Genomic DNA, 19,720 nt, shown 5'->3' on the forward strand with positions numbered 1-19,720 from the left:
CCATGGTTCGTTGTTCATTGGCTTGCACCGACCGCCAACTCTCTATAGAACAATCATAACCTGTACTGGCCCCATCACAGAATGTATGCAAATGTATTGCGGGGAGTGACACGGGACATAATCCGGTCACAGCTATAAAATATTTATATCGCTTTGTCCGTCAAATGTCAACCATTTCGGCACAACAACGGGCAAATGTCCGTTACCGTCACAACTTGATCATTTGTACGATCCAAGGCTCGTCTTATCAATACAGATCGCTACCGCCGGAACGGCTTTCTTCCGGTTCACGCTCATCTTGACGTTCGCGATTCCATTGCTCGCGGTCACGCTCATTGCGCTCTTGACGTTCGCTGCTCGTACGTTCGAGTTCGCGAGTCTGGTTCTCCAGCGCGTCCCAGCCATCTTGACCGAGAAGTTCCAGCTGCGCTTCAACCAACGTGCGGAAACGAGTACGGTAAATGGAAGCCTGCTTCTTCAGCTCCTCCACTTCCATCGACACCTTGCGTGCTTTGGATAGCGATTCGTTGATAATGCGATCCGCATTTTTCTCGGATTCCTTGATGATCAACTGCGCTTCTTTTTTGGCGTTGTTTTTCACTTCATCCGCCGCTTCCTGGGCAACAATGATCGTTTTGCTCAGTGTCTCCTCCAGGTTTGCAAAATGATCCAGACGCTCCTGAACACCAAGCAGCTGATTTTGCAATTCCTTGTTTTCGCGGATAAGCCCCTCATAATCCTTGATCACCTGATCGAGGAACTCATTCACTTCATCTTCGTCATAACCACGCAGCCTGCGCGAGAATTCCTTATTATGTATATCCAGCGGGGTTAATGGCATGGGTAGACACCTCCTATAATATTCGGGCCGCTAAATTGCCTCATTAGTGATATCATACTTCATTTCGACGCGATTGAATACTATCTTGTACGTAAAGAAGCAGCATGATCACGATATCGGTTGTAGCGACGATTTTGTTGATCTTGCAGCCGTGGCATCATCATATGACATAGACGGAAAATCATGTAAAATGACGGCTTTGCCCGGACAGTCAGACCCTTTTGTATATACACCGGAACATGGTGAATTTGAAACAGGTCGTTACTGTATAGGTTCCACAGACCGCCGTCATTTTCCTCCTTTTCATTTACACAAATTTTCCAATTTTCAAGCGATACCGACCTTTTTTGGTGATTCCCTCAAGCTCCAGCACGCGAAAACGTCCCAATCCCTGCACCGATACCATATCCCCTTCTTTGAGCGGATGAGATGGATCTTCTTCGGGTTTCCAGTTTACTTTGCAGCGTCCTGCTTTGATCGGCACCAGAATTTTGCTGCGGCTAAGCCGATATACGTCACTGGCGATTCCATCGAGGCGCAGGGAAGCGACAGACAGCTCCATCGTTTGCAGCTCTGGCTGTGCAGACCGAAGCTGATGAATCGGAAGCAGCTCCGTCATCACATGCAGACGATGCACTTGATTCATATGCAGATTGAGATACGAGGATACTTCGGATGCGACAACGATATGACAGCCATCATCCAGCACATGAATATCTCCGATCTTGTCCCTTTTTAACCCAAGACCGAGAATGGAACCCATGTAATCGCCATGCTCCAATTCAGTATATTTCTGTCCTTCCGGCGTGATCATCAGTACTTCCATCTGCATATCCTCACTGCTCAAATCAAGATAATCCGGTGCGATAATCGCACGTCGGCGCTCGGCATGTTCACTGCCGCCTTCTAGCCTTACTTGCACATCCGGTTCGCGTGCCACCAGAGTAGAGAGTATATACGATTGCCGTGGATCGAGAAAATCAGTCAACTTTTGCTCATGATAACGAGCTGCATTCTCTACCCACTCTGCCGCCCGTTCTACAAATTCACGTTCGTCCGGGTGAAAATGATGATAAATATTGTTGTTCATACGTGATGTCTACCTTTCCTCAACGATATAACATTCGTCTATTCCATTGTCATTCCTTTTGCATGTATCGTTCATAATACGAACACTGTGAACCAAATAATAAGACCATTTGCATACCAAAAAGCTGAAGCAACGTGCGGATGAATAACCGGTATACCGTCCGCACTGCGCTTCAGCTTTGATTGTTTCGTATCATTCCCGTCTTAGTAGATCAGCATTTGCAGCAGGTACAGCAAACCGCTGAACGCCAATTGCAGAACAAACAGCGCTACGATTGGGGAGATGTCCAGCACGCCGCCAATCGGCGGAATAAAGCGCCGGAATGGTGCCAGATAAGGTTCAACTAGTCGACCTAGCAACTGTCCGAAAGAACTCTCGCGAGCACTTGGCAGCCAGGACAACAGGATGTAGATAATGATCATGTACATGTAAATGCGGTACAAAATACCGAGTACTTCAAAAATTACGCTCAACGTCCGCTCACCTCATCTTGTTATAATCAAAATCGTCGCTCAAAATCTCAGCGATTGTGCCTTCGATTTCGACTGTATCCGGTGTACACAGGAAAATGTTGCCGCCGATTTTGGAAATGCTACCGCCCAGTGCATAGACCGTGCCACTCATAAAATCGATAATACGAAGCGCTTGGTCGGTACGCACGCGTTGCAGGTTGACGATAACCGAACGATGCGAACGCAGATGGTCGGCAATGTCCTGCGCCTCGTCGTAGCTGCGCGGTTCATTTAAAATGACTTTGACATTTTTCTGTGAATGAATACTGACGACATTATTGGCTCTACTGTTCTTACGTACGTCCGCCGGAGAAGTTTCACGCGAATCGTCTTCTTCCTCGATAATCTGCTCGCGCTCGATCACTTCTTCCTCTTCCTGAAGCCCCAGAAAATTCATAAATCGATTCATTACACCCATCGTTAATCCTCCTCTTTGCCAACCAGGATGGAGCCAAGACGTACAAAGGTCGCCCCTTCCTCGACAGCTATTTCAAAATCACCCGACATGCCCATGGATAAATGCTGAATCGGCTCTGGTGTTAGTTGCAAGCTGTTCAGTCGGTCACGCAATTCCCGCAATCCGCGGAATACGGGACGCGTCTCTTCCGGGTTATCCACTTCCGGCGCCATCGTCATCAATCCAATCACCTGTATATGTGGCATCGCTGCAACCTGTTCTAACAATGGCTGCGCCTGCTCCGGGGAAATTCCATATTTGGACTCTTCACCCGATATGTTAATCTGCAAAAATACTTGTACCGTCAAGTCTGCTTCAGCCGCCTTTTTCTCCAACTCTTTGGCAAGGGACAGACGATCCAATGAATGGATATATTGAAATTTGCCGATTACGTCTTTGACTTTGTTTGTTTGCAAATGACCGATAAAATGCCACACTCCGCGTTCATGCAGAGCTTCCCATTTATCCTTTGCATGTTGCCAGCGGTTCTCACCTAGATGATTCAGCCCGGCATCCAGCACGCGTTCTGTTTTGTCCGTGGATACATACTTGGTCACAGCGACCACCTGTACCTCATCCGCACGTCGTCCGCTGCGCTCACAGGCAGCTTCGATACGCTGCTGTACCTGAGCTATTCGTTCTTGCAATCCCAATCTGTGTCACTCCATTTCTATACCAATCCAGCTTGCCATTCGGCCTGTACGGCCTCCATCAGCGCGATATGAGAAGAAAAGATCATGATGATCATACGTACACCATGTACTATATTCGATGTGCTGTGGCTGTATTCCTGCAAAAATCATGATTTCGCGATTTAATTGTTTTAAATCCAGCCATGTTTTGCCGGGTAATCCCTGTTTTGCATATGTAGGCTCTTGTCCATTACCCTGCAATGCGGCTGTCCAAACATCCACCTTATCCATCACATGCGCATCCACTTCATACTGATCCATCCCAATCGAAGGGCCGATAGCGGCATGCAGATCCGCAGGGTTACTACCATACTGCTGCTGCATCGTACGTACCATCTCGCCAGCAATATTAGCGACAGTGCCTTTCCAACCAGCATGAGCAAGCCCAATGACTCGGCGTACAGGATCTATAAAGTATAATGGCACACAATCTGCGTAAAAGGAAGTGAGCAGCAGACCCGGCACATCTGTCACAAGTCCATCTGTGTTTTGAAACGCACTTTCCCGATCTGCCCAGCCTTTCCCTGCATGCTCTGCTGTGACAACAGCGATATTGCTACTATGCACCTGCTCACCGCACACCCAGTTTTGCGGTTGAAAACCAAGCGCTTCACAGAGCAAGCGACGGTTCCCTAGTACATCCTCTGGGCGATCTTCTACATGATAAGCCAAGTTAAACGAATGATACGGTTCTCGGCTAATGCCGCCGCGACGCCCGGTGAAGCCTGCACTAATGCCGCTGCTCCAGCCTGAACAATCCAGCTGAAATAGTTCGGGACCGGTAGTTTGGATACGACTTTCGAATGGTTCCATGCTGCACCTCACTATTGAAAGTATAAATTGATCATGAACTTGCCGAAATGCGCTGAAATGAAAAAGACCTGTTTTCCGTAGAAAACAAGTCCTTTCCTTATAAGATCTGCAATATTCCTTGCAGTTCGATTGCAATAATTATGATGCTAATCCATCTTCCAATCTATCGATCTAGTCGTTTTTGTGACGGGAACGATTACGCAGGAACGTTGGAATATCAAGTTGATCTCCACTTGTCTGCTGCTGATTGTTGTTATTGTTGAACTGACGTGGACTTGGTGCTTTTTCCTCGCCTTGTTCAGCGGAAGATGACGATTGTGGCTGCTGCTGTTGTTGCTGTGGCGTCGCTGGACGACGGGAAGGCTGCAACGGCTGTGCCGGTTTGTGCTCAAAGCCTGTCGCAATGACGGTCACTTTGATCTCTTCCTTGAGGTTCTCGTCAATGATCGCACCGAAGATCATATTCACTTCTGGATCAGAAGCGCTGATTACGATCTCGGCTGCTTCATTTACTTCATACAGCGACAGGTTGTTGCCGCCAGTAATGTTCATGATTACACCGCGAGCGCCCTCGATGGACGTTTCCAGCAGTGGGCTCATGATCGCTTTACGTGCTGCTTCCGCTGCACGGTTCTCACCTGTCGCTTCACCGATACCCATCAGAGCAGAACCACGTTCTGTCATGATTGTTTTCACATCGGCAAAGTCTAAGTTGATCAGACCTGGTACAGCGATCAGATCAGAAATACCCTGTACCGCTTGACGAAGCACGTTGTCCGCTTCACGGAATGCTTCCAGCATTGGAGTCTTTTTGTCCACGATCTCCAGCAGGCGATCATTCGGAATCACGATCAGTGTGTCTACTTTTTCTTTTAGCGCTTCGATACCAAGCTCGGCTTGCGAGAAGCGTTTGCGTCCTTCGAAGGTGAAGGGACGAGTAACAACGCCAACTGTCAGCGCGCCACATTCTCTAGCGATCTCAGCGATCACTGGAGCAGCGCCTGTACCCGTACCGCCACCCATACCTGCGGTTACGAATACCATGTCTGCGCCTTTCAGCGTGTTGCTGATCAGGTCACGAGATTCTTCAGCTGCCTTTTTACCGACATCTGGATTTGCACCGGCACCCAGACCGCGAGTCAGCTTATCGCCGATTTGCAGTTTATGCTCGGATTTGGCCAGATGCAGTGCCTGTGCATCTGTATTTACCGTTATAAATTCCACGCCTTGAACGCCATTTTCAATCATACGGTTGACAGCATTGCTTCCGCCGCCACCTACACCGATGACCTTAATCTGGGCCAGGCTCTCCATTTCGAAATCAAATTCCAACATCTATCCCATCTCCCCCTCATTGTCCATGAATGGCTCATTTCCAGTAAGAATGAACTTCATTAGATAAATTCACTGAACATATTTTTGAGCCGTTCAATCAAGCCCGGTTTTGCATTACTTTCCGGGGTCGATGCAGTCTTATTGCGCGCCGGCGCCTTCTTGCTACTTCCGGCTACACTGCTGCTGCCACCGCGAATATTGCGGATTACATTGTACAAAATGCCGACACCGCTCGTATAAGCAGGGTCACGCACACCGATATAATCAGGTACTGCAACTCTGACGGAAGCTGCCAGTTCTTCGCGGGCAATTTCCAAAACGCCCGGCATCGAAACTGTGCCTCCTGTGAGTATATAACCACCAGGCTGCTCTTGATAACCGAGACGCACAACTTCCTGACGAATCAGTTCAAAAATTTCCTGTACGCGCGGCTCAATAATCGCTGCCAAATCCTGCTGGGTAAATTCTTTGTCCACATTGCTGCCGATGCGTTGAACTTTAAATACGACATCCGGTGCGGATTCTTCAACCAGCGCACAGCCATATTTTAATTTCACTTTTTCAGCATTTTCTGTCAAGGTACGCAATCCATAAGCGATATCGTTGGTGATGAATTCGCCGCCGATTGGTAAAGTAGACGTCGATTTGAGTGCGCCTTCTTCAAATACCGCAATCGTGGACGAACCTGCACCGATATCAACCAGTATAGCGCCCATTGTTTTCTCATCTTTGGATAACGCCAATTGACCGGCTCCCAGTGAGATCAAGACCAGATCCTTGATATGTAGATCGGCTTTTTCCACACAGCGGAGTAAGTTGTGAATGGATGTTTTGGCACCGGTGATGATGGTTGCTTCCACTTCCAGACGTACTCCGATCATGCCGCGAGGGTCCTGAATTCCTTCCAGACCGTCGACAACATATTGCTTGGCGACAACATCGATAATTTCACGTTCAGGAGGAAGAGCAATTACTTCTGCTGCCTTCAACACCCGTTCGATATCCTCTTCGCCGATTTCACGGTCTTCATTGGATACGGCTACAACTCCATGGCTCGTTTGAAGTCCGATGTGATTTCCCGAAATACCCACAATTACTTCAGATATTTGAATGCCGACCATACGCTCTGCATGATCAACAGCATTTCGGATGGATTGCACAGTCTGATCGATATCGACGATTGCACCTTTGCGAATCCCCTCCGAGTCGGCAGATCCAACTCCAATAATATTAAAGGTTCCATTGTTAATTTCCCCGATAATAGCACGAACTTTGGATGTACCGATGTCCAAACTAACAATGATGTCATTGTTGCTCAAGCCCCTGGCACCTCCTGCATATTGCATAATAAATGATTGATTTCCAGCCTTTGGCGATATTGGTTGCCAACCGGAAATTCAATTTCCGAAAAACATTTTTTTAAAATTGCTCTCTACTTTAGTATTCAACGTTGCGTATGCTTTCCCTCTTTTTTCTATAAACTTTTTCAAAGCTGTAGCGCCAGTAAAAGTGTAAAGAAAAAAGAATGATCGCGGGGCATGTCATGTTTCTCAGCAGATGCCTTATCATGTTTGCCAATATTAAAGTTTACAAAACTTTAATATCTACCAAACTTATTCTAGCATTTTTCTTCTCTCACAGAAAGTGCCGCTACCATATCCTTATGCCATTGCGGAAAAAAGAGACCGTGCAGCCCTGTTAGAATAGGAAAAATAACAACTTATTGTCCAACCGGAACTTCGCTATCATCGGCTGCTTCCGGCTTGAATGGTGTATAGGAGTCGGCTTCCAGCATCGTGATCAAACCTGGAGGCTGTGTCTCAATAACCTGGTTTAAATACTCGACTTTGTCCGACAATAGCGAAATACTTGTAATCACTTCAAACTGTGAACGGGTATAGATCATAATCCGATCTGGAAAGGACGGCGTAGGCGAAGGCATAATTTCCGAGATGTCCGACGTTAACTCATTCGGAATATTGCCAAGTACTTTGCATAACTCTACTTTTTTCTTGGCATAATCTCCCCACTGGGTCAGAACGGGCTTCTCCACAGCAACCCCACGGTCATCGGCGCGTACCGATGTGCCGCTTTGTAATATCGCTGTTAGCTCACCAGAGCTTGCCAGCTCATACGCTACGACCGGATACTCGGTAATTTGAATATTCACCTGACCTGGAAAATGCTTCGTAATCACTGCATCCTTGATCGCTGGAATGGTGAGTAACCGTTCTTTGATCGTGGAAGCAGATGTACCGTAAAAAGCATCGCCTTTGGCAAGACGGGTTGCGTTGAACAAATCTGTTTTGGACGTAAACGCGTTGCCGGTAAACGTAATCTGCGAAATTTTGCCAACCGGCGAAAACCAGAATACGACACCCGCCACGATAACAAACAGAATGCTCAGTATAACGATCCATCTCGTTTTGGCGCTGATTAGCGGCTTGCGTTTGACGGAAGGTCGTACATTGGCAGTAGGTTCATTTTTCGGGACAACAATCAATTTTCGCTTAGGCATGGCATGTCTCCAGTATTTCGTATTTATAGCGCCCGGCAGTACAGGCAGGTACGTTGAGCTTGCCGTCAGTCGTTCACGCCTTTGTTTGCATAACGAGCTGTGATGCAGCTGCGATTATTTGTTACTTTTGCGATTCTGGGTTAAGCGCTGAATCTCTTCCACTAGTAAAAAGGCGGATTGCGGTGTCCCCAGAGTTTTGGCAGCTACCGACATCTTCTGGCGCTCCTCCTCATCATCCATGATTCGGTCGATCAAAGCAATCAGCGAATCGCCAGTCAGATCACGCTCCAGCAGCATCTCAGCTGCTCCAGCTTTGCGCAATGCGAGTGCATTCGCTTCCTGATGATTATTCGTTACATTGGGTGACGGAATGAGAATAGATGGCGTGCCAAGCGATGTAATCTCCGCCAGCGAAGAAGCTCCAGCTCGACCGATCAGCAGCGCCGTTCCAGCCAGTACTTCCGGCATATTCGGGATATACGGCAAAATATGCAAATGCGTCGGAATGGAATCGACCGCATCATTAATCCGTTCGTAAATCTCATCGTAGTAAATCTCGCCGGTAACGAACACATAGTGTACGTTAGGCTTGTTTTTGAGCAGTGGAGCTGTTTGTACCATCGCTTCAACGAGCGCTCTAGCTCCTCGACTACCACCGACAATCATTACGATCTGGGCATCTGCGGGCAATCCAAGCGAAGCCAATCCACGTTCACGATCAGCATGCTGAACCATAGTGGCACGTGGATTGCCGGTAAATAGCACGTGTTTAGCACGTTTAAACCGTCGGATCGCATCTTCAAAGCTGACAGCTACTGTGCTGGAATAACCGCTCAAAAACAGATTGGTCAATCCCGGTACAGCATTTTGCTCATGTACGAGCGTTGGAACACCCAATTTGGCTGCTGCATACACAACAGGACCGCATACATATCCACCTGTACCAATCACGATATCTGGTTTAAAGTCGCGAATCATCTTCTTTGAATGTTTCACACCCTGAATGAAGCGGTTGACTGTACGTATATTTTCCAGCGAAAATAATCGCCTTCTAAACCCCGTAATATCAATCGATTCAAAACGCATCCGTGTTTCCGGTACGATCTTTGTTTCCAGCCCACGTTTGCCACCAATGTACAGAAATTCGGCTTTGATGCCTTGTTCCTTGAATTGCTCAGCAATCGCCAGTGCCGGATAAATATGACCACCCGTGCCGCCACCTGTCAAAATAATACGCATCATGTATTCCTCCTTTCCTCTGGAAGTTGTGTAGCTATTGGAATTGGTTGGAAATGATTCAAATGTATATGGCAAAAATGGAAATAACGATCGGATGTTCATTTGGATGCTGTTGCATGTTCACTTTTTAAAAGGGAAAGAATCCCTTTCACATGAATAAACAGCTTTTCAGCATATGAACAATGTTACATTGCATATGCACCTTTATAGTGCTTGCACAGCATCTTTGAATTGTTCGCCGCGTACTTCGTACGACGAGAACATATCCCAGCTCGCGCAAGCAGGTGATAACAGTACAATATCACCAGATGCAGCAAATTGACCTGCCGCTTGTACAGCTTCGGCAATCGCTTGGACGGTATTATCCGTTTCCTCAATCACAGCAATCTGTGTAATACCAGCCTGCTGTGCAACCTGTGCCAGCTTGTGGCGAGTTTGCCCCAGCAGTACGAGCGCCTTCACCTGACTTTGTAATGCAGGCAGCAGATCCATATAATCGGAACCCCGATCCAATCCACCGCCGATCAATACGATATCCCGATCCTGAAATGCGGATAACGCTGTCAGCGTTGCTTTCGTATTGGTCGCTTTGGAGTTGTTGTAATACTCAACACCTTCATGCTGGCGCACATATTCCAGACGATGCTCTACACCGCGGAAGCTTTGCAGCGATTGTGATAGTTCCGCAGGTTTGCAGCCAGCGGCAATCGATATCGCACAAGCAGCCAGCGCATTGGCGATATTATAGCGCCCCGGAATACCAACCTGCGATACCGGCAAAATCTCCACTTCGCCGTGCTCATCATGATACATGATGCTGCGTTCTAATTCATCTTCCACATCTTCGATATACGATGGAGATACATACAGCGCTGCTGCTAACGGCTGTTCGCTGAATTGCGTAGCATTGGCAATCGCACTACCTAGTTCTTCGTAGATCGAAAAAGGAACAATCCTGCCTGCACGCAGATACGGAATTATACTGCGACAATAGCTATCATCCCAATTCAATACGGCGGTATCCTGCTCACCTTGATTGGCAAAAATTTTACGCTTGGATTCGACGTAATCGTCCATTGTCCCATGATAATCCAGATGCGTCTCTGCCACATTGAGCAGACAAGCGATACGTGGATTGAAATCCTGTGTACCTTTTAACTGAAAGCTGCTCAATTCGGCAACGATGATATGTTCCACAGCAGGATCAGCTTCCGCTACTGCCTGACAGAGTGGAATGCCGATATTGCCGCCAACGATAGGATGTAAATGCGAAGATTCCAGCATTTTGCCTACCCATGTGGTTGTCGTCGTTTTACCATTGGAGCCAGTGATACCAATCATCGGAATATCAGTCAAGCGATAAGCAAGCTCAACCTCCGTAATGACCTCTACGCCAAGCTCCAACGCCTGCCGAATTGGTGGTGCTGTATACGGGATACCCGGATTTTTGACCAGCAGTGCTAATCCTTCATGGATCAATCCTTCTGGATGACCACCACAGATCACTTCAATATTCAGTGCTTCCAGTTCTGCCGCTTCCGGCGATTGTTCACGCGGCTTCAGATCGTTGACGGTAACGATGGCACCGAGGCGATGTAGCGCTTTGGCAGCTTCTACACCACTACGAGCCAAACCGATCACAACGACCTGCTGACCAGCGTACGATTGAGGATCATTCATCAGGACAACCCCTTGCTAATATAGACTCCAATCACAGCCAGAATTAGGCTTACTGCCCAGAACGTCGTTACGACGCGCCACTCCGACCAGCCAGACAATTCAAAATGGTGATGAATCGGCGCCATTTTGAATACCCGTTTGCCGTTGCGCGTTTTGTACGAGACGACTTGAATAACGACGGACAGCAGCTCAATGACGAATACAAGTCCGATAATGAGGAACAACAGCTCGCTTTTGGTTACAATCGCGATACCACCAATTGCACCGCCAATCCCGAGCGACCCCATATCGCCCATAAACACTTTGGCTGGATGGGCATTGAATACGAGAAAACCAAGTACTGCACCAATCATCGCTGCTGCACAAACCGCTGCGGCTGGTGAGGACATCTGAATCGCGATGACTGCATACGCAGCAAATGCAATCGCACTGACCCCGGACAGCAACCCATCCACACCATCGGTAAAGTTAACCGCATTGGTGATCGCGAGCAACATAATAACGATAAATGGATAGTAAAACCATGGACCCCAGTCAAAAGCAAAATCAGTGCCCGGAATCGCCAGCGCTGTACTATGACCTTTTTGAATCAACAGGAAGCAGATAATGGCTGAGAACAGCAATTGCAAAATCAGCTTCTGCTTGGCAGTCAGACCAAGCGAGCGTTTCAGGCCGATTTTGATATAATCGTCCAGAAAGCCGATCAGACCAAAACCGACCGTTGACGTGAGCAACACCCAGAAATTGATGTCGATCACTGAAAATTTGATGTACACGATTGTTGCCGCCAAAATGATGACAATACCGCCCATCGTCGGCGTACCCGCCTTTTTCAAATGCGTTTGCGGTCCGTCATCTCGCACTTGCTGACCGAATTTAATCCGGCGTAGCAGTGGAATCAGAATCGGCATCGCAATAAGCGATAAAATAAATGATGCGGCTGCCGCCAATAACAATAATTGAAAATCCATTACATTTACTCCTCCAGCGCTTCTGCTTGGCTTATTGAATCAGGCATCAGCGCCTGTATAACTTCCTCCAGTCTCATACCACGGGATGCTTTGACCAGCACGACATCCCCTTGCTGCACCGTCTCCAGCAGCGCCTGAATCAGCTCTGGCTTGGACCTATAGCTGTATACCAGCTCGGATGGCATCTGACGCAATGCTCCCGCAGCGATGAATTGACCACGTTCACCATACGTAAACAGCAGATCCGCATGTTCCGCCGCATAGATGCCCATTTGCTCATGGTAGGTCTGTTCTTCGCTGCCTAGCTCCAGCATATCGCCCAGTACCGCAATGCGGCGGCTGTGACCTTTCATACTGCTCAACACATCGAGAGCAGCACGCATCGAGCTTGGACTCGCGTTGTAAGCGTCGTTCAGCAATGTGGAGCCTTGGCGTCCATCCAGCTGTTCAATTCGCATACCGGACAATTGCAGCTGGGATAGACCGATACGGATCTGCTCATCCGTTACTTGGAAATGGCGTGCAACCGCCATCGCAGACAGCGCGTTTGTTACATTGTGCAATCCTGGCAACGGCAGCGTCCAAGCATCATCTGGCAGATCATTTGTTGTAAAAATCGTAGTTCGTCCCTGTGCCATCACGCCGGTCACATGCAGATTATTCTGCTGCTCCACGCCGAAGGTCAGTGTAGTCATATCTCGTTGCTTCAGTTCCGGTTCCGCCAGTACCTGATGCAGCAGCGGCTCATCCCCGTTATAGATCAGTAAACCGCCAGCTTGCAAGCCGCTGACAATTTCCAGCTTGGCACGAGCGATTTCCTCACGTGTACCGAGCTGCTCCAGATGCGATTCGCCAATATTGGTAATGATGACAGCATGTGGACGAGCGATATTGGATAGTAGCTCAATTTCGCCGCGCGCACGCATCCCCATTTCCAGAATGAGCATTTCGGTATCAGAAGACATATCCAGAATGGTCAAAGGCAGACCGATATGACTATTAAAATTGCCCTGCGTTTTGTGCACACGATAGGCTTGCTTCAGCAAAGCTTCCACCATATCCTTGGTCGTTGTTTTGCCATTCGAGCCGGTAATACCGATCACGCGTGGCTGTACCTGATCCAGATACGAACGCGACAACTGCTGCAACGCCTGCAATGTATCTTCTACAAGAATGATATTGCCAGCTGGTGGTGTACCATGATCATGCTGCCAGAACGATACTGCCGCTCCAGCAGACAGTACATTCGCTACAAAATCATGACCGTCAGCGCGCTCACCAATAATCGGGATAAACAGACAACCTTCATACACTTTGCGTGAATCGATAACGACACCATGCCAAACGGCTTCGGCATCGCCTTGTAGCTGTCCACCACACATATCGGCTAATTGACCCATTGTTGTTTTTATCACTGGTTAAGACCCCTTATCGCTTCTTTGGCTACAAGCCGGTCATCAAAATCGATAACCTCTGTACCGATGATCTGGTACGTTTCATGCCCTTTGCCCGCAATCAATAGTACATCGCCAGGCTGCGCCATTTCAACCGCTTTTTGAATCGCGGTACGACGATCAACGATCAGCTCGTAACGCTCGGTTGGAATGCGGTCTTCCTGCAAACCGGTCTGGATTTCATTTAGGATCGATAGCGGTTCTTCGGTACGCGGATTGTCTGAGGTAATAAACGTATAATCGCTATACGTTGCGGCTACTTTGCCCATCAGTGGACGCTTCGTACGATCGCGATCACCACCACAGCCAAACACCGTAATTACACGTTGCTCAGCAAACTCCTTGATCGTAGACAATACGTTATCCAGCCCGTCCGGTGTATGGGCATAATCGACAATAACAGCAAAAGGCTGACCAGCATCGACCAATTCGACCCGTCCGTCTACACCAGGAATACGTTCCAGACTGGCAGCAATCTGTTCCAGTGGTACGTCTTCGATCAAGGCGGCGGTCAAAGCGGCAAGAGCATTATAGACATTAAACGTACCGACCATCTTCAACGTGATGTCGGCAGAGCCGCGGAAGGTATCCACATGAAACGTCGTGCCTGCGGATGTAATAGCAATCTGAGAGGCGCGTACATCTGCTTCTTGTTCTACTCCGTATGTAATCACATCAGCTGCGGTAATACGGCGGAAATAGTCTGCTGCGGGATCGTCGATGTTCAAAACTGCATATTTGCGCTCATGAGGTTGACCGTAGCTATTGCCAAGCCGGGCAAAAAACAACCCTTTGGCGGCAATGTATTCGTCCATCGTATGATGGTAATCAAGATGATCCTGACTGATGTTCGTAAACACGGCAGTGCGATAATCCGTTCCTTTGACCCGTCCTTGTTCCAGCGCATGTGATGACACTTCCATCACACAGCACTGTACGCCGTCATCTGCCATCTTGCCAAGCAAACGCTGCAACTCCAGCGCTTCTGGTGTAGTGCGCGGCATCGGAATGGATTGACCGTTGTAACGCATCTCAATCGTGCCAATCAGTCCAGTGTTGATATGATGATCATTCATAATACGCTCGATCAGGTAAGAAGTTGTGGTCTTACCATTGGTTCCCGTAACTCCAATCATATTCAAGCGACGACTAGGATGATCGAAAAAGGTGTCACTTAGCACTGCCATCGCCTGACGGCAGCTACTGACGACCAGTTGCGGTACATCCAGTTCCAGTACACGTTCCACGACAAGAGCAACGGCACCTTGCTTGACTGCCTTGTTAGCAAAATCATGTCCATCTACCGTAAACCCAGGCAGACAGATAAACAAGTCGCCCTGCTGAACCTTGCGTGAATCCACCTCCATTCCCAAAAATTCCGCAGCCGGATCACCGTGAATCCGGGACGTTATCAATAGCTTTGCGGCTTCAGATAGCAACATGCGTATTCCTCTTTTCCAAAATTAATAACGATACCCGGCAACAATCAAGCGTCCAGAAGCAGGCTTCTGGCGCCGATCGTTGCCGGGTTATCACAGATAATGCATAAATCAACTAGTTGGTTGAAGCTTCTTCCTCTTCCGAAGTTTCAGGATTATCTTCTTTTTGCGTCGTTGCACTATTAGATTTTTCAGTAGTGCTAGACGATGAATCATCCGTAGACGTACTGGAGGAAGACGAGTCATCACTTTCTTTATTGGATGTGTCGGTGTTGCTATTCGCAGTATCGTCTGTTGGTTTACCATCACTACCGGTTGCATTTTCTTCTGGATCGTCTACACCGGTTACCGTTGCTTTGGCAGACTTGAGTGTCAGGGTTACGATCCGACGACCGTTTCCTTCCGACTCTACCTGTTCAGCAACATATCCCGTACCGACGGTAGTGACCTGTACTTTCATCAGATTTAGCAATTGCATCGCATCGCGCAATGATTCCCCTTTTAAATCTGGAATCGCCATCTTAGTCGGGTCTTCCGTCATCAGATAGATACTTTGACCACTTACCAGTGGAGCGCCTGCTGCTGGATATTGTTTCACAATCTTTGTACCAGAACCTACAACGGTATACGCAATGCCACCCGCTAGCAGTTTCTTCTTCGCTTCGTCTAATCCTTTACCAGTTAACGTTGGCGCAGTATACGCCACTTGAACAGGTTGAACTTTGGCAGTCTTCTTCTGGGTCGTAGCTCCATCTTCAGCAACTTTGGCTACACCCATATATGGAAGCGCCTGACTAACGATTTCTTTGAAAATTGGCGCTGCCGCTTTGCCACCGCCATACAGTGGATCTGCCGGTTCATCGACCACTACGATGACAGCGATTTTGGGATCGTTAGCAGGAGCAAAACCGATAAATGAGGAAACCTGTTTATTTTTGTCATATCCGCCAGAACCGTCGGTTTTAACTTTAATTGCTGTACCTGTTTTACCAGCGACACGATATCCTTCGATATACGCTTGACGCCCGGTTCCAATTTCTTGGTCAGATACGACTTGCTCCAGATAACTGCGAACTTTGGCGGCTGTAGCGGAATCGATAACCTGACGTACTTCATGAACAGGTGTATCTGTTGTGACGCCAGTATTCGGGTTCGTAATGGACTGTACCAGATGCGGAGTCAACAGCTTACCGCCATTGGCAACCGCTGATACTGCTGCAAGTTGCTGTAGTGGTGTAACCTGAACTTTACCGTGTCCATAAGCAGCAGTCGCTACTTCAACCTTGATATTCGGATTGAAATTAATCGCACCCGATGCTTCACCTGGCAAATCGACTCCTGTTTTGACACCAAAGCCAAAAGCATCGATATATTTACGCAGTCTCTCGGCGCCCAGCATTTCATAACCTAATTTAACAAAGGCTACGTTACTGGAACGCTTCAAACCGGACAAATACGTAATCGCTCCCCAGCCAGTGTGACTATCATGCAATGTCCAACCGCCTACACGGATCGAACCAGATTGATACGTAGCGTCTGCATTAAACAAGTTTTCTTTGACAGCACCGGTCAATGTTACAATTTTGAAAGTCGAACCCGGCTCATAAATACCTTTGATGCCTAGATTCATAAAATCGCTATATTGATCAGCTGGTACTTCATTATATTTATTCGGGTCAAAGGTAGGCATATTTGCCATCGCCAGAATATTCATTGTATTGGGATCAGCTACAATCGCGGTAATACTTTTCGGCTTCAGTTCCGCATATTGCTTTTTCATCGCCTGTTCCGTGTAATATTGGATCGTTTGGTCAATCGTCAATTTCAGATTATCACCGTTTTGCGCAGGCGTATATACATCGTCAGAATCGGGAAGTTTATCGCCCTGACGGTCATGCTGATACTGGATTTTACCATCCGAGCCTTTGAGCTGTTCATCATAATACGCTTCAATGCCCGCAACAGCTTTACCTTCTTTGTCCGTATAGCCGAGTACGTGAGAAGCTAGCTCATTTTGTGGATAATAGCGTTTGGAACTTTCAGTCAAATATAAGCCAGCATCATACTTTTGATCGATCTGCTGCTTTAACTTGGTAATCAAGGCGTTAACCTGATCGGCTTTATCCTGAGCGATCAAATGTCCACCTGTGTTCAATTCACGCCATGTACGCAATTCGCCCTGATCATTTTTGGACGTCGCTTGCTTTTCGATTTCGGCTTCATCGGTGCCCAGAATCTCGTGCAGTCCGCTCACAATTTCATCTTTGATGCCATATTTATCGATAATTTGCGGATTGAGTGCGACATTATATGCAGGTGCATCAATAGCCATCTCATTGCCATTACGATCAGTAATCGTACCGCGCGCAGCTTTGATTACGCTATTTTGCGTCCAGTTCTCCACAGCACGTTCATGCCAACTGGAGCCCTGTACAATCTGTAACCAAAAAATACGCAAGACCAGGACGACAAAAAGGAGGGCAATGCACCCTCCCATCAATAAAGTGCGAAGTCTGATTCGTTTATTCACTTCGTTTATCCCTCGCTTTACTTGCTGTCTTGACTATCCGGCGACGAGGTTGATGTCGTTCCCTTCTCACGGGAAACTTGAATTGGATCAGCATCGGGCTGTATGTATCCCAGAGCGGTTGCACGCTCCACCACTTCGTTTTCCAATAGATGTTTGCGGAGATCATTTTGTACGGCTTGCTTTTGCAGCGATGCCGTTTCGCTTGCCATATTTTGAACGTTTTTGTTCACTTCATAAATATAAGCGTAGCGCCACAAGATAATTCCCGCAATGATCACACAGGCAAAAATGGTACCCAAATACAGCATCTTCTCCTGCATAGGCAAAGCCGAACGTCGGACTACTACTTTTGTCGTTTCGCGATACTTACGGACAACCTTTTCGGTCTCCTTTTGCTTGACCGCCAGATTTCCTCTTGTATAAGCCATTAGCCCGTCTCCTTATTGTTGATTTTGGTTTTGTTTATCCACCTTTTCCGCTACTCGCAATTTGGCTGATCTTGCGCGCTTGTTGGTTGTGATTTCATCATCAGACGGAAGTACCGGTTTGCGGTTGACCAGTTTCAGTTCACCGCCGTTACTCACATACACAGGAAATCCGGGTGGTGCCACATTCTTTTCCAATTTTTCAGCAAAAATCTGCTTGCACAAACGATCTTCGAGCGAGTGAAATGTAATAACAGATACACGTCCGCCCGGTTTCAAGCATCGAATGGATTGTTGCAGCGCTTCTTCAAAAGCGCCAAGTTCATCATTGACAGCGATACGAAGCGCTTGAAAGCTGCGCTTGGCTGGATGACCACCGGTTCGGCGTGCCGCAGCCGGAATGCCTTCTTTGACAAGCTCTGACAGTTCCCCCGTTGTTTCAATAGGCTGTACGGCACGGCGCTTGCCAATCACAGCAGCAATACGTCTTGAAAATTTTTCTTCGCCATAACGATATAGTATGCGGGCAATTTCATCTTCAGGCCACGTGTTCACAATGGTACGTGCAGTCAATTCGCTGGACTGGTCCATGCGCATATCTAGCGCGGCATCGTGATTGTAACTGAATCCCCTCTCGGCATCGTCAAATTGAGGTGAAGAAACGCCAAGATCAAACAAAATACCGTCCACCTGCGGAATACCGTCCTCTGTTGTCGGTACACCCGCTTCCAAAAGCTTTTCCTCCAAATGACGGAAATTGCTTTTGATCAATGTTACGACATCGGCAAATGGTGATAGTACCTGTTCGGCATTACGTAATGCAGTATCATCCTGATCAAAGGCAATCAGTCGTCCACCTGCTTCTAACTCAGCTGCGATTACGCTGCTGTGTCCTGCTCCCCCGAGCGTGCAGTCGACATAAATGCCATCAGGCTTGACCTCTAATGCATTGGTCGCTTCTTCTTTTAATACAGTGATGTGATGAAACAAGTTGTTAAACCTCCCAGACGATTACAGATCAAGATCAAAATCAACCAGCTTTTCGGCAATTTCATTAAATGATTGTTCTGATTCGTTATAATATTGTTCCCAAACGGAACGACTCCAAATCTCCACACGATTCGATACACCGATAATGGTGCATTCTTTGTCCAGCTGTGCATACTGGCGCAGATTGCCAGGTACATTTACCCTGCCCTGCTTATCCCACTCGCCCTCAGCTGCACCAGAAAAGAAAAACCGTGTAAATGCGCGTGCATCCGCCTTCATCAAAGACAGCGATTTGAGCTTTTGTTCAAGAAGAGACCACTCCTCTAGTGGATAAATGAAAAGGCAATGGTCCAAACCGCGGGTCATTACAAACGATTGGCCGAGAAGTTCGCGAAATTTGGCCGGAATAATGATCCGTCCCTTATCGTCAATGTTATGCTGAAATTCTCCCATGAACATTGGCGGCTCACTCCTTTTACCCATCGTTCCCCACTTTGCACCACTTTCCACCACCTATCTAGCATAATAGATTCGTCAACTAAAATCAAAATCCTTCTCAACATGTCAATTTTTTTGAAAAAAATTATACTTTTTTTCGTTTTTTATGCAATGAAGCATGTTGCTTTGCAAAAAAGCATGCAAAAAGCCCGATTCTTCCTTGTCGAAGAAATCGGGCTTTTTGCTTATATTCCTTTGTCGCATATTCATTCTCAAGTAACTTGCGGGTTTATAGT

The 19,720-nt window shown here is 47.5% G+C and carries 18 protein-coding genes and 1 other annotated feature (1 of these 19 running past the window's edge); all 18 genes read right to left on the reverse strand.

Annotated elements, in window-relative coordinates; translation table 11 throughout:
• Positions 1 to 87 (reverse strand) — a binding site (T-box leader) (it extends 189 nt beyond the left edge of the window).
• A 160-nt stretch (positions 88 to 247) separates the two neighbouring features.
• Positions 248 to 841 carry a DivIVA domain-containing protein gene (locus tag ACDE64_RS16290; protein WP_411343165.1) on the reverse strand — a complete coding sequence of 198 codons (594 nt, stop codon included), beginning with the start codon at positions 839 to 841 and terminating at the stop codon, positions 248 to 250.
• A 307-nt stretch (positions 842 to 1,148) separates the two neighbouring features.
• Positions 1,149 to 1,931 (reverse strand): RNA-binding protein, encoded by a 783-nt coding sequence (locus tag ACDE64_RS16295; RefSeq protein WP_411347518.1) that lies wholly within the window; start codon positions 1,929 to 1,931, stop codon positions 1,149 to 1,151.
• Between the two features lie 203 nt (positions 1,932 to 2,134).
• Positions 2,135 to 2,404, reverse strand: coding sequence for a YggT family protein (locus tag ACDE64_RS16300; RefSeq protein WP_367060063.1), 270 nt, complete (start codon positions 2,402 to 2,404; stop codon positions 2,135 to 2,137).
• Between the two features lie 7 nt (positions 2,405 to 2,411).
• Positions 2,412 to 2,861, reverse strand: a complete 450-nt coding sequence (locus ACDE64_RS16305; RefSeq protein WP_411343168.1) for a cell division protein SepF — start codon at positions 2,859 to 2,861, stop codon at positions 2,412 to 2,414.
• A gap of 2 nt (positions 2,862 to 2,863) precedes the next feature.
• Positions 2,864 to 3,553: a YggS family pyridoxal phosphate-dependent enzyme gene (locus ACDE64_RS16310; RefSeq protein WP_411347519.1), complete on the reverse strand. Its 690-nt coding sequence runs from the start codon at positions 3,551 to 3,553 to the stop codon at positions 2,864 to 2,866.
• A gap of 6 nt (positions 3,554 to 3,559) precedes the next feature.
• Positions 3,560 to 4,405: a peptidoglycan editing factor PgeF gene (gene pgeF / locus ACDE64_RS16315; RefSeq protein WP_411347520.1), complete on the reverse strand. Its 846-nt coding sequence runs from the start codon at positions 4,403 to 4,405 to the stop codon at positions 3,560 to 3,562.
• A 171-nt stretch (positions 4,406 to 4,576) separates the two neighbouring features.
• A complete protein-coding gene (gene ftsZ / locus ACDE64_RS16320) occupies positions 4,577 to 5,740 on the reverse strand; it encodes a cell division protein FtsZ (RefSeq protein WP_411343171.1) in 1,164 nt (387 codons plus the stop codon).
• 59 nt (positions 5,741 to 5,799) lie between these two features.
• Positions 5,800 to 7,059 carry a cell division protein FtsA gene (ftsA, locus tag ACDE64_RS16325; RefSeq protein ID WP_411347521.1) on the reverse strand — a complete coding sequence of 420 codons (1,260 nt, stop codon included), beginning with the start codon at positions 7,057 to 7,059 and terminating at the stop codon, positions 5,800 to 5,802.
• A gap of 401 nt (positions 7,060 to 7,460) precedes the next feature.
• Positions 7,461 to 8,258, reverse strand: a complete 798-nt coding sequence (locus ACDE64_RS16330; protein WP_411347522.1) for a cell division protein FtsQ/DivIB — start codon at positions 8,256 to 8,258, stop codon at positions 7,461 to 7,463.
• 114 nt (positions 8,259 to 8,372) lie between these two features.
• Positions 8,373 to 9,497 carry an undecaprenyldiphospho-muramoylpentapeptide beta-N-acetylglucosaminyltransferase gene (gene murG / locus ACDE64_RS16335; RefSeq protein WP_411350320.1) on the reverse strand — a complete coding sequence of 375 codons (1,125 nt, stop codon included), beginning with the start codon at positions 9,495 to 9,497 and terminating at the stop codon, positions 8,373 to 8,375.
• 204 nt (positions 9,498 to 9,701) lie between these two features.
• A complete protein-coding gene (murD, locus tag ACDE64_RS16340) occupies positions 9,702 to 11,177 on the reverse strand; it encodes a UDP-N-acetylmuramoyl-L-alanine--D-glutamate ligase (protein ID WP_411347523.1) in 1,476 nt (491 codons plus the stop codon).
• Positions 11,177 to 12,148 carry a phospho-N-acetylmuramoyl-pentapeptide-transferase gene (gene mraY, locus ACDE64_RS16345; RefSeq protein WP_411343175.1) on the reverse strand — a complete coding sequence of 324 codons (972 nt, stop codon included), beginning with the start codon at positions 12,146 to 12,148 and terminating at the stop codon, positions 11,177 to 11,179. The genes murD and mraY overlap by 1 nt, the downstream gene beginning before the upstream one ends.
• A 5-nt stretch (positions 12,149 to 12,153) precedes the next feature.
• Entirely contained in the window at positions 12,154 to 13,560 is a 1,407-nt protein-coding gene (locus ACDE64_RS16350) for a UDP-N-acetylmuramoyl-tripeptide--D-alanyl-D-alanine ligase (RefSeq protein WP_411350321.1), read from the reverse strand.
• Positions 13,560 to 15,044, reverse strand: coding sequence for a UDP-N-acetylmuramoyl-L-alanyl-D-glutamate--2,6-diaminopimelate ligase (locus ACDE64_RS16355; RefSeq protein WP_411347524.1), 1,485 nt, complete (start codon positions 15,042 to 15,044; stop codon positions 13,560 to 13,562). Before ACDE64_RS16355 ends, ACDE64_RS16350 begins: the two co-directional genes overlap by 1 nt.
• A 112-nt stretch (positions 15,045 to 15,156) precedes the next feature.
• The gene (locus ACDE64_RS16360; protein ID WP_411347525.1) at positions 15,157 to 17,571 is read right to left on the reverse strand and encodes a penicillin-binding transpeptidase domain-containing protein; all 2,415 of its coding nucleotides are present in this window, start codon (positions 17,569 to 17,571) and stop codon (positions 15,157 to 15,159) included.
• 17 nt (positions 17,572 to 17,588) lie between these two features.
• The gene (locus tag ACDE64_RS16365) at positions 17,589 to 17,999 is read right to left on the reverse strand and encodes a hypothetical protein (protein ID WP_411343178.1); all 411 of its coding nucleotides are present in this window, start codon (positions 17,997 to 17,999) and stop codon (positions 17,589 to 17,591) included.
• A 12-nt stretch (positions 18,000 to 18,011) separates the two neighbouring features.
• Positions 18,012 to 18,986: a 16S rRNA (cytosine(1402)-N(4))-methyltransferase RsmH gene (gene rsmH, locus ACDE64_RS16370; protein WP_411347526.1), complete on the reverse strand. Its 975-nt coding sequence runs from the start codon at positions 18,984 to 18,986 to the stop codon at positions 18,012 to 18,014.
• A 21-nt stretch (positions 18,987 to 19,007) separates the two neighbouring features.
• Entirely contained in the window at positions 19,008 to 19,445 is a 438-nt protein-coding gene (gene mraZ / locus ACDE64_RS16375) for a division/cell wall cluster transcriptional repressor MraZ (RefSeq protein ID WP_367060094.1), read from the reverse strand.
• Between the last annotated feature and the right edge of the window lie 275 nt (positions 19,446 to 19,720).

Origin of the sequence: Paenibacillus sp. WLX2291 (assembly GCF_046603665.1) — a bacterium.
Taxonomy (GTDB): Bacteria; Bacillota; Bacilli; order Paenibacillales; family Paenibacillaceae; genus Saccharibacillus.

Bases quoted from the DNA above. Each gene is read 5' to 3' on its own strand.
- ACDE64_RS16290 (WP_411343165.1), bottom strand. From the start codon at position 841: ATGCCATTAACCCCGCTGGATATACATAATAAGGAATTCTCGCGCAGG.
- ACDE64_RS16295 (WP_411347518.1), bottom strand. From the start codon at position 1,931: ATGAACAACAATATTTATCATCATTTTCACCCGGACGAACGTGAATTT.
- ACDE64_RS16305 (WP_411343168.1), bottom strand. From the start codon at position 2,861: ATGGGTGTAATGAATCGATTTATGAATTTTCTGGGGCTTCAGGAAGAG.
- pgeF (WP_411347520.1), bottom strand. From the start codon at position 4,405: ATGGAACCATTCGAAAGTCGTATCCAAACTACCGGTCCCGAACTATTT.
- ftsZ (WP_411343171.1), bottom strand. From the start codon at position 5,740: ATGTTGGAATTTGATTTCGAAATGGAGAGCCTGGCCCAGATTAAGGTC.
- ACDE64_RS16330 (WP_411347522.1), bottom strand. From the start codon at position 8,258: ATGCCTAAGCGAAAATTGATTGTTGTCCCGAAAAATGAACCTACTGCC.
- murG (WP_411350320.1), bottom strand. From the start codon at position 9,497: ATGCGTATTATTTTGACAGGTGGCGGCACGGGTGGTCATATTTATCCG.
- murD (WP_411347523.1), bottom strand. From the start codon at position 11,177: ATGAATGATCCTCAATCGTACGCTGGTCAGCAGGTCGTTGTGATCGGT.
- mraY (WP_411343175.1), bottom strand. From the start codon at position 12,148: ATGGATTTTCAATTATTGTTATTGGCGGCAGCCGCATCATTTATTTTA.
- ACDE64_RS16355 (WP_411347524.1), bottom strand. From the start codon at position 15,044: ATGTTGCTATCTGAAGCCGCAAAGCTATTGATAACGTCCCGGATTCAC.
- ACDE64_RS16365 (WP_411343178.1), bottom strand. From the start codon at position 17,999: ATGGCTTATACAAGAGGAAATCTGGCGGTCAAGCAAAAGGAGACCGAA.
- mraZ (WP_367060094.1), bottom strand. From the start codon at position 19,445: ATGTTCATGGGAGAATTTCAGCATAACATTGACGATAAGGGACGGATC.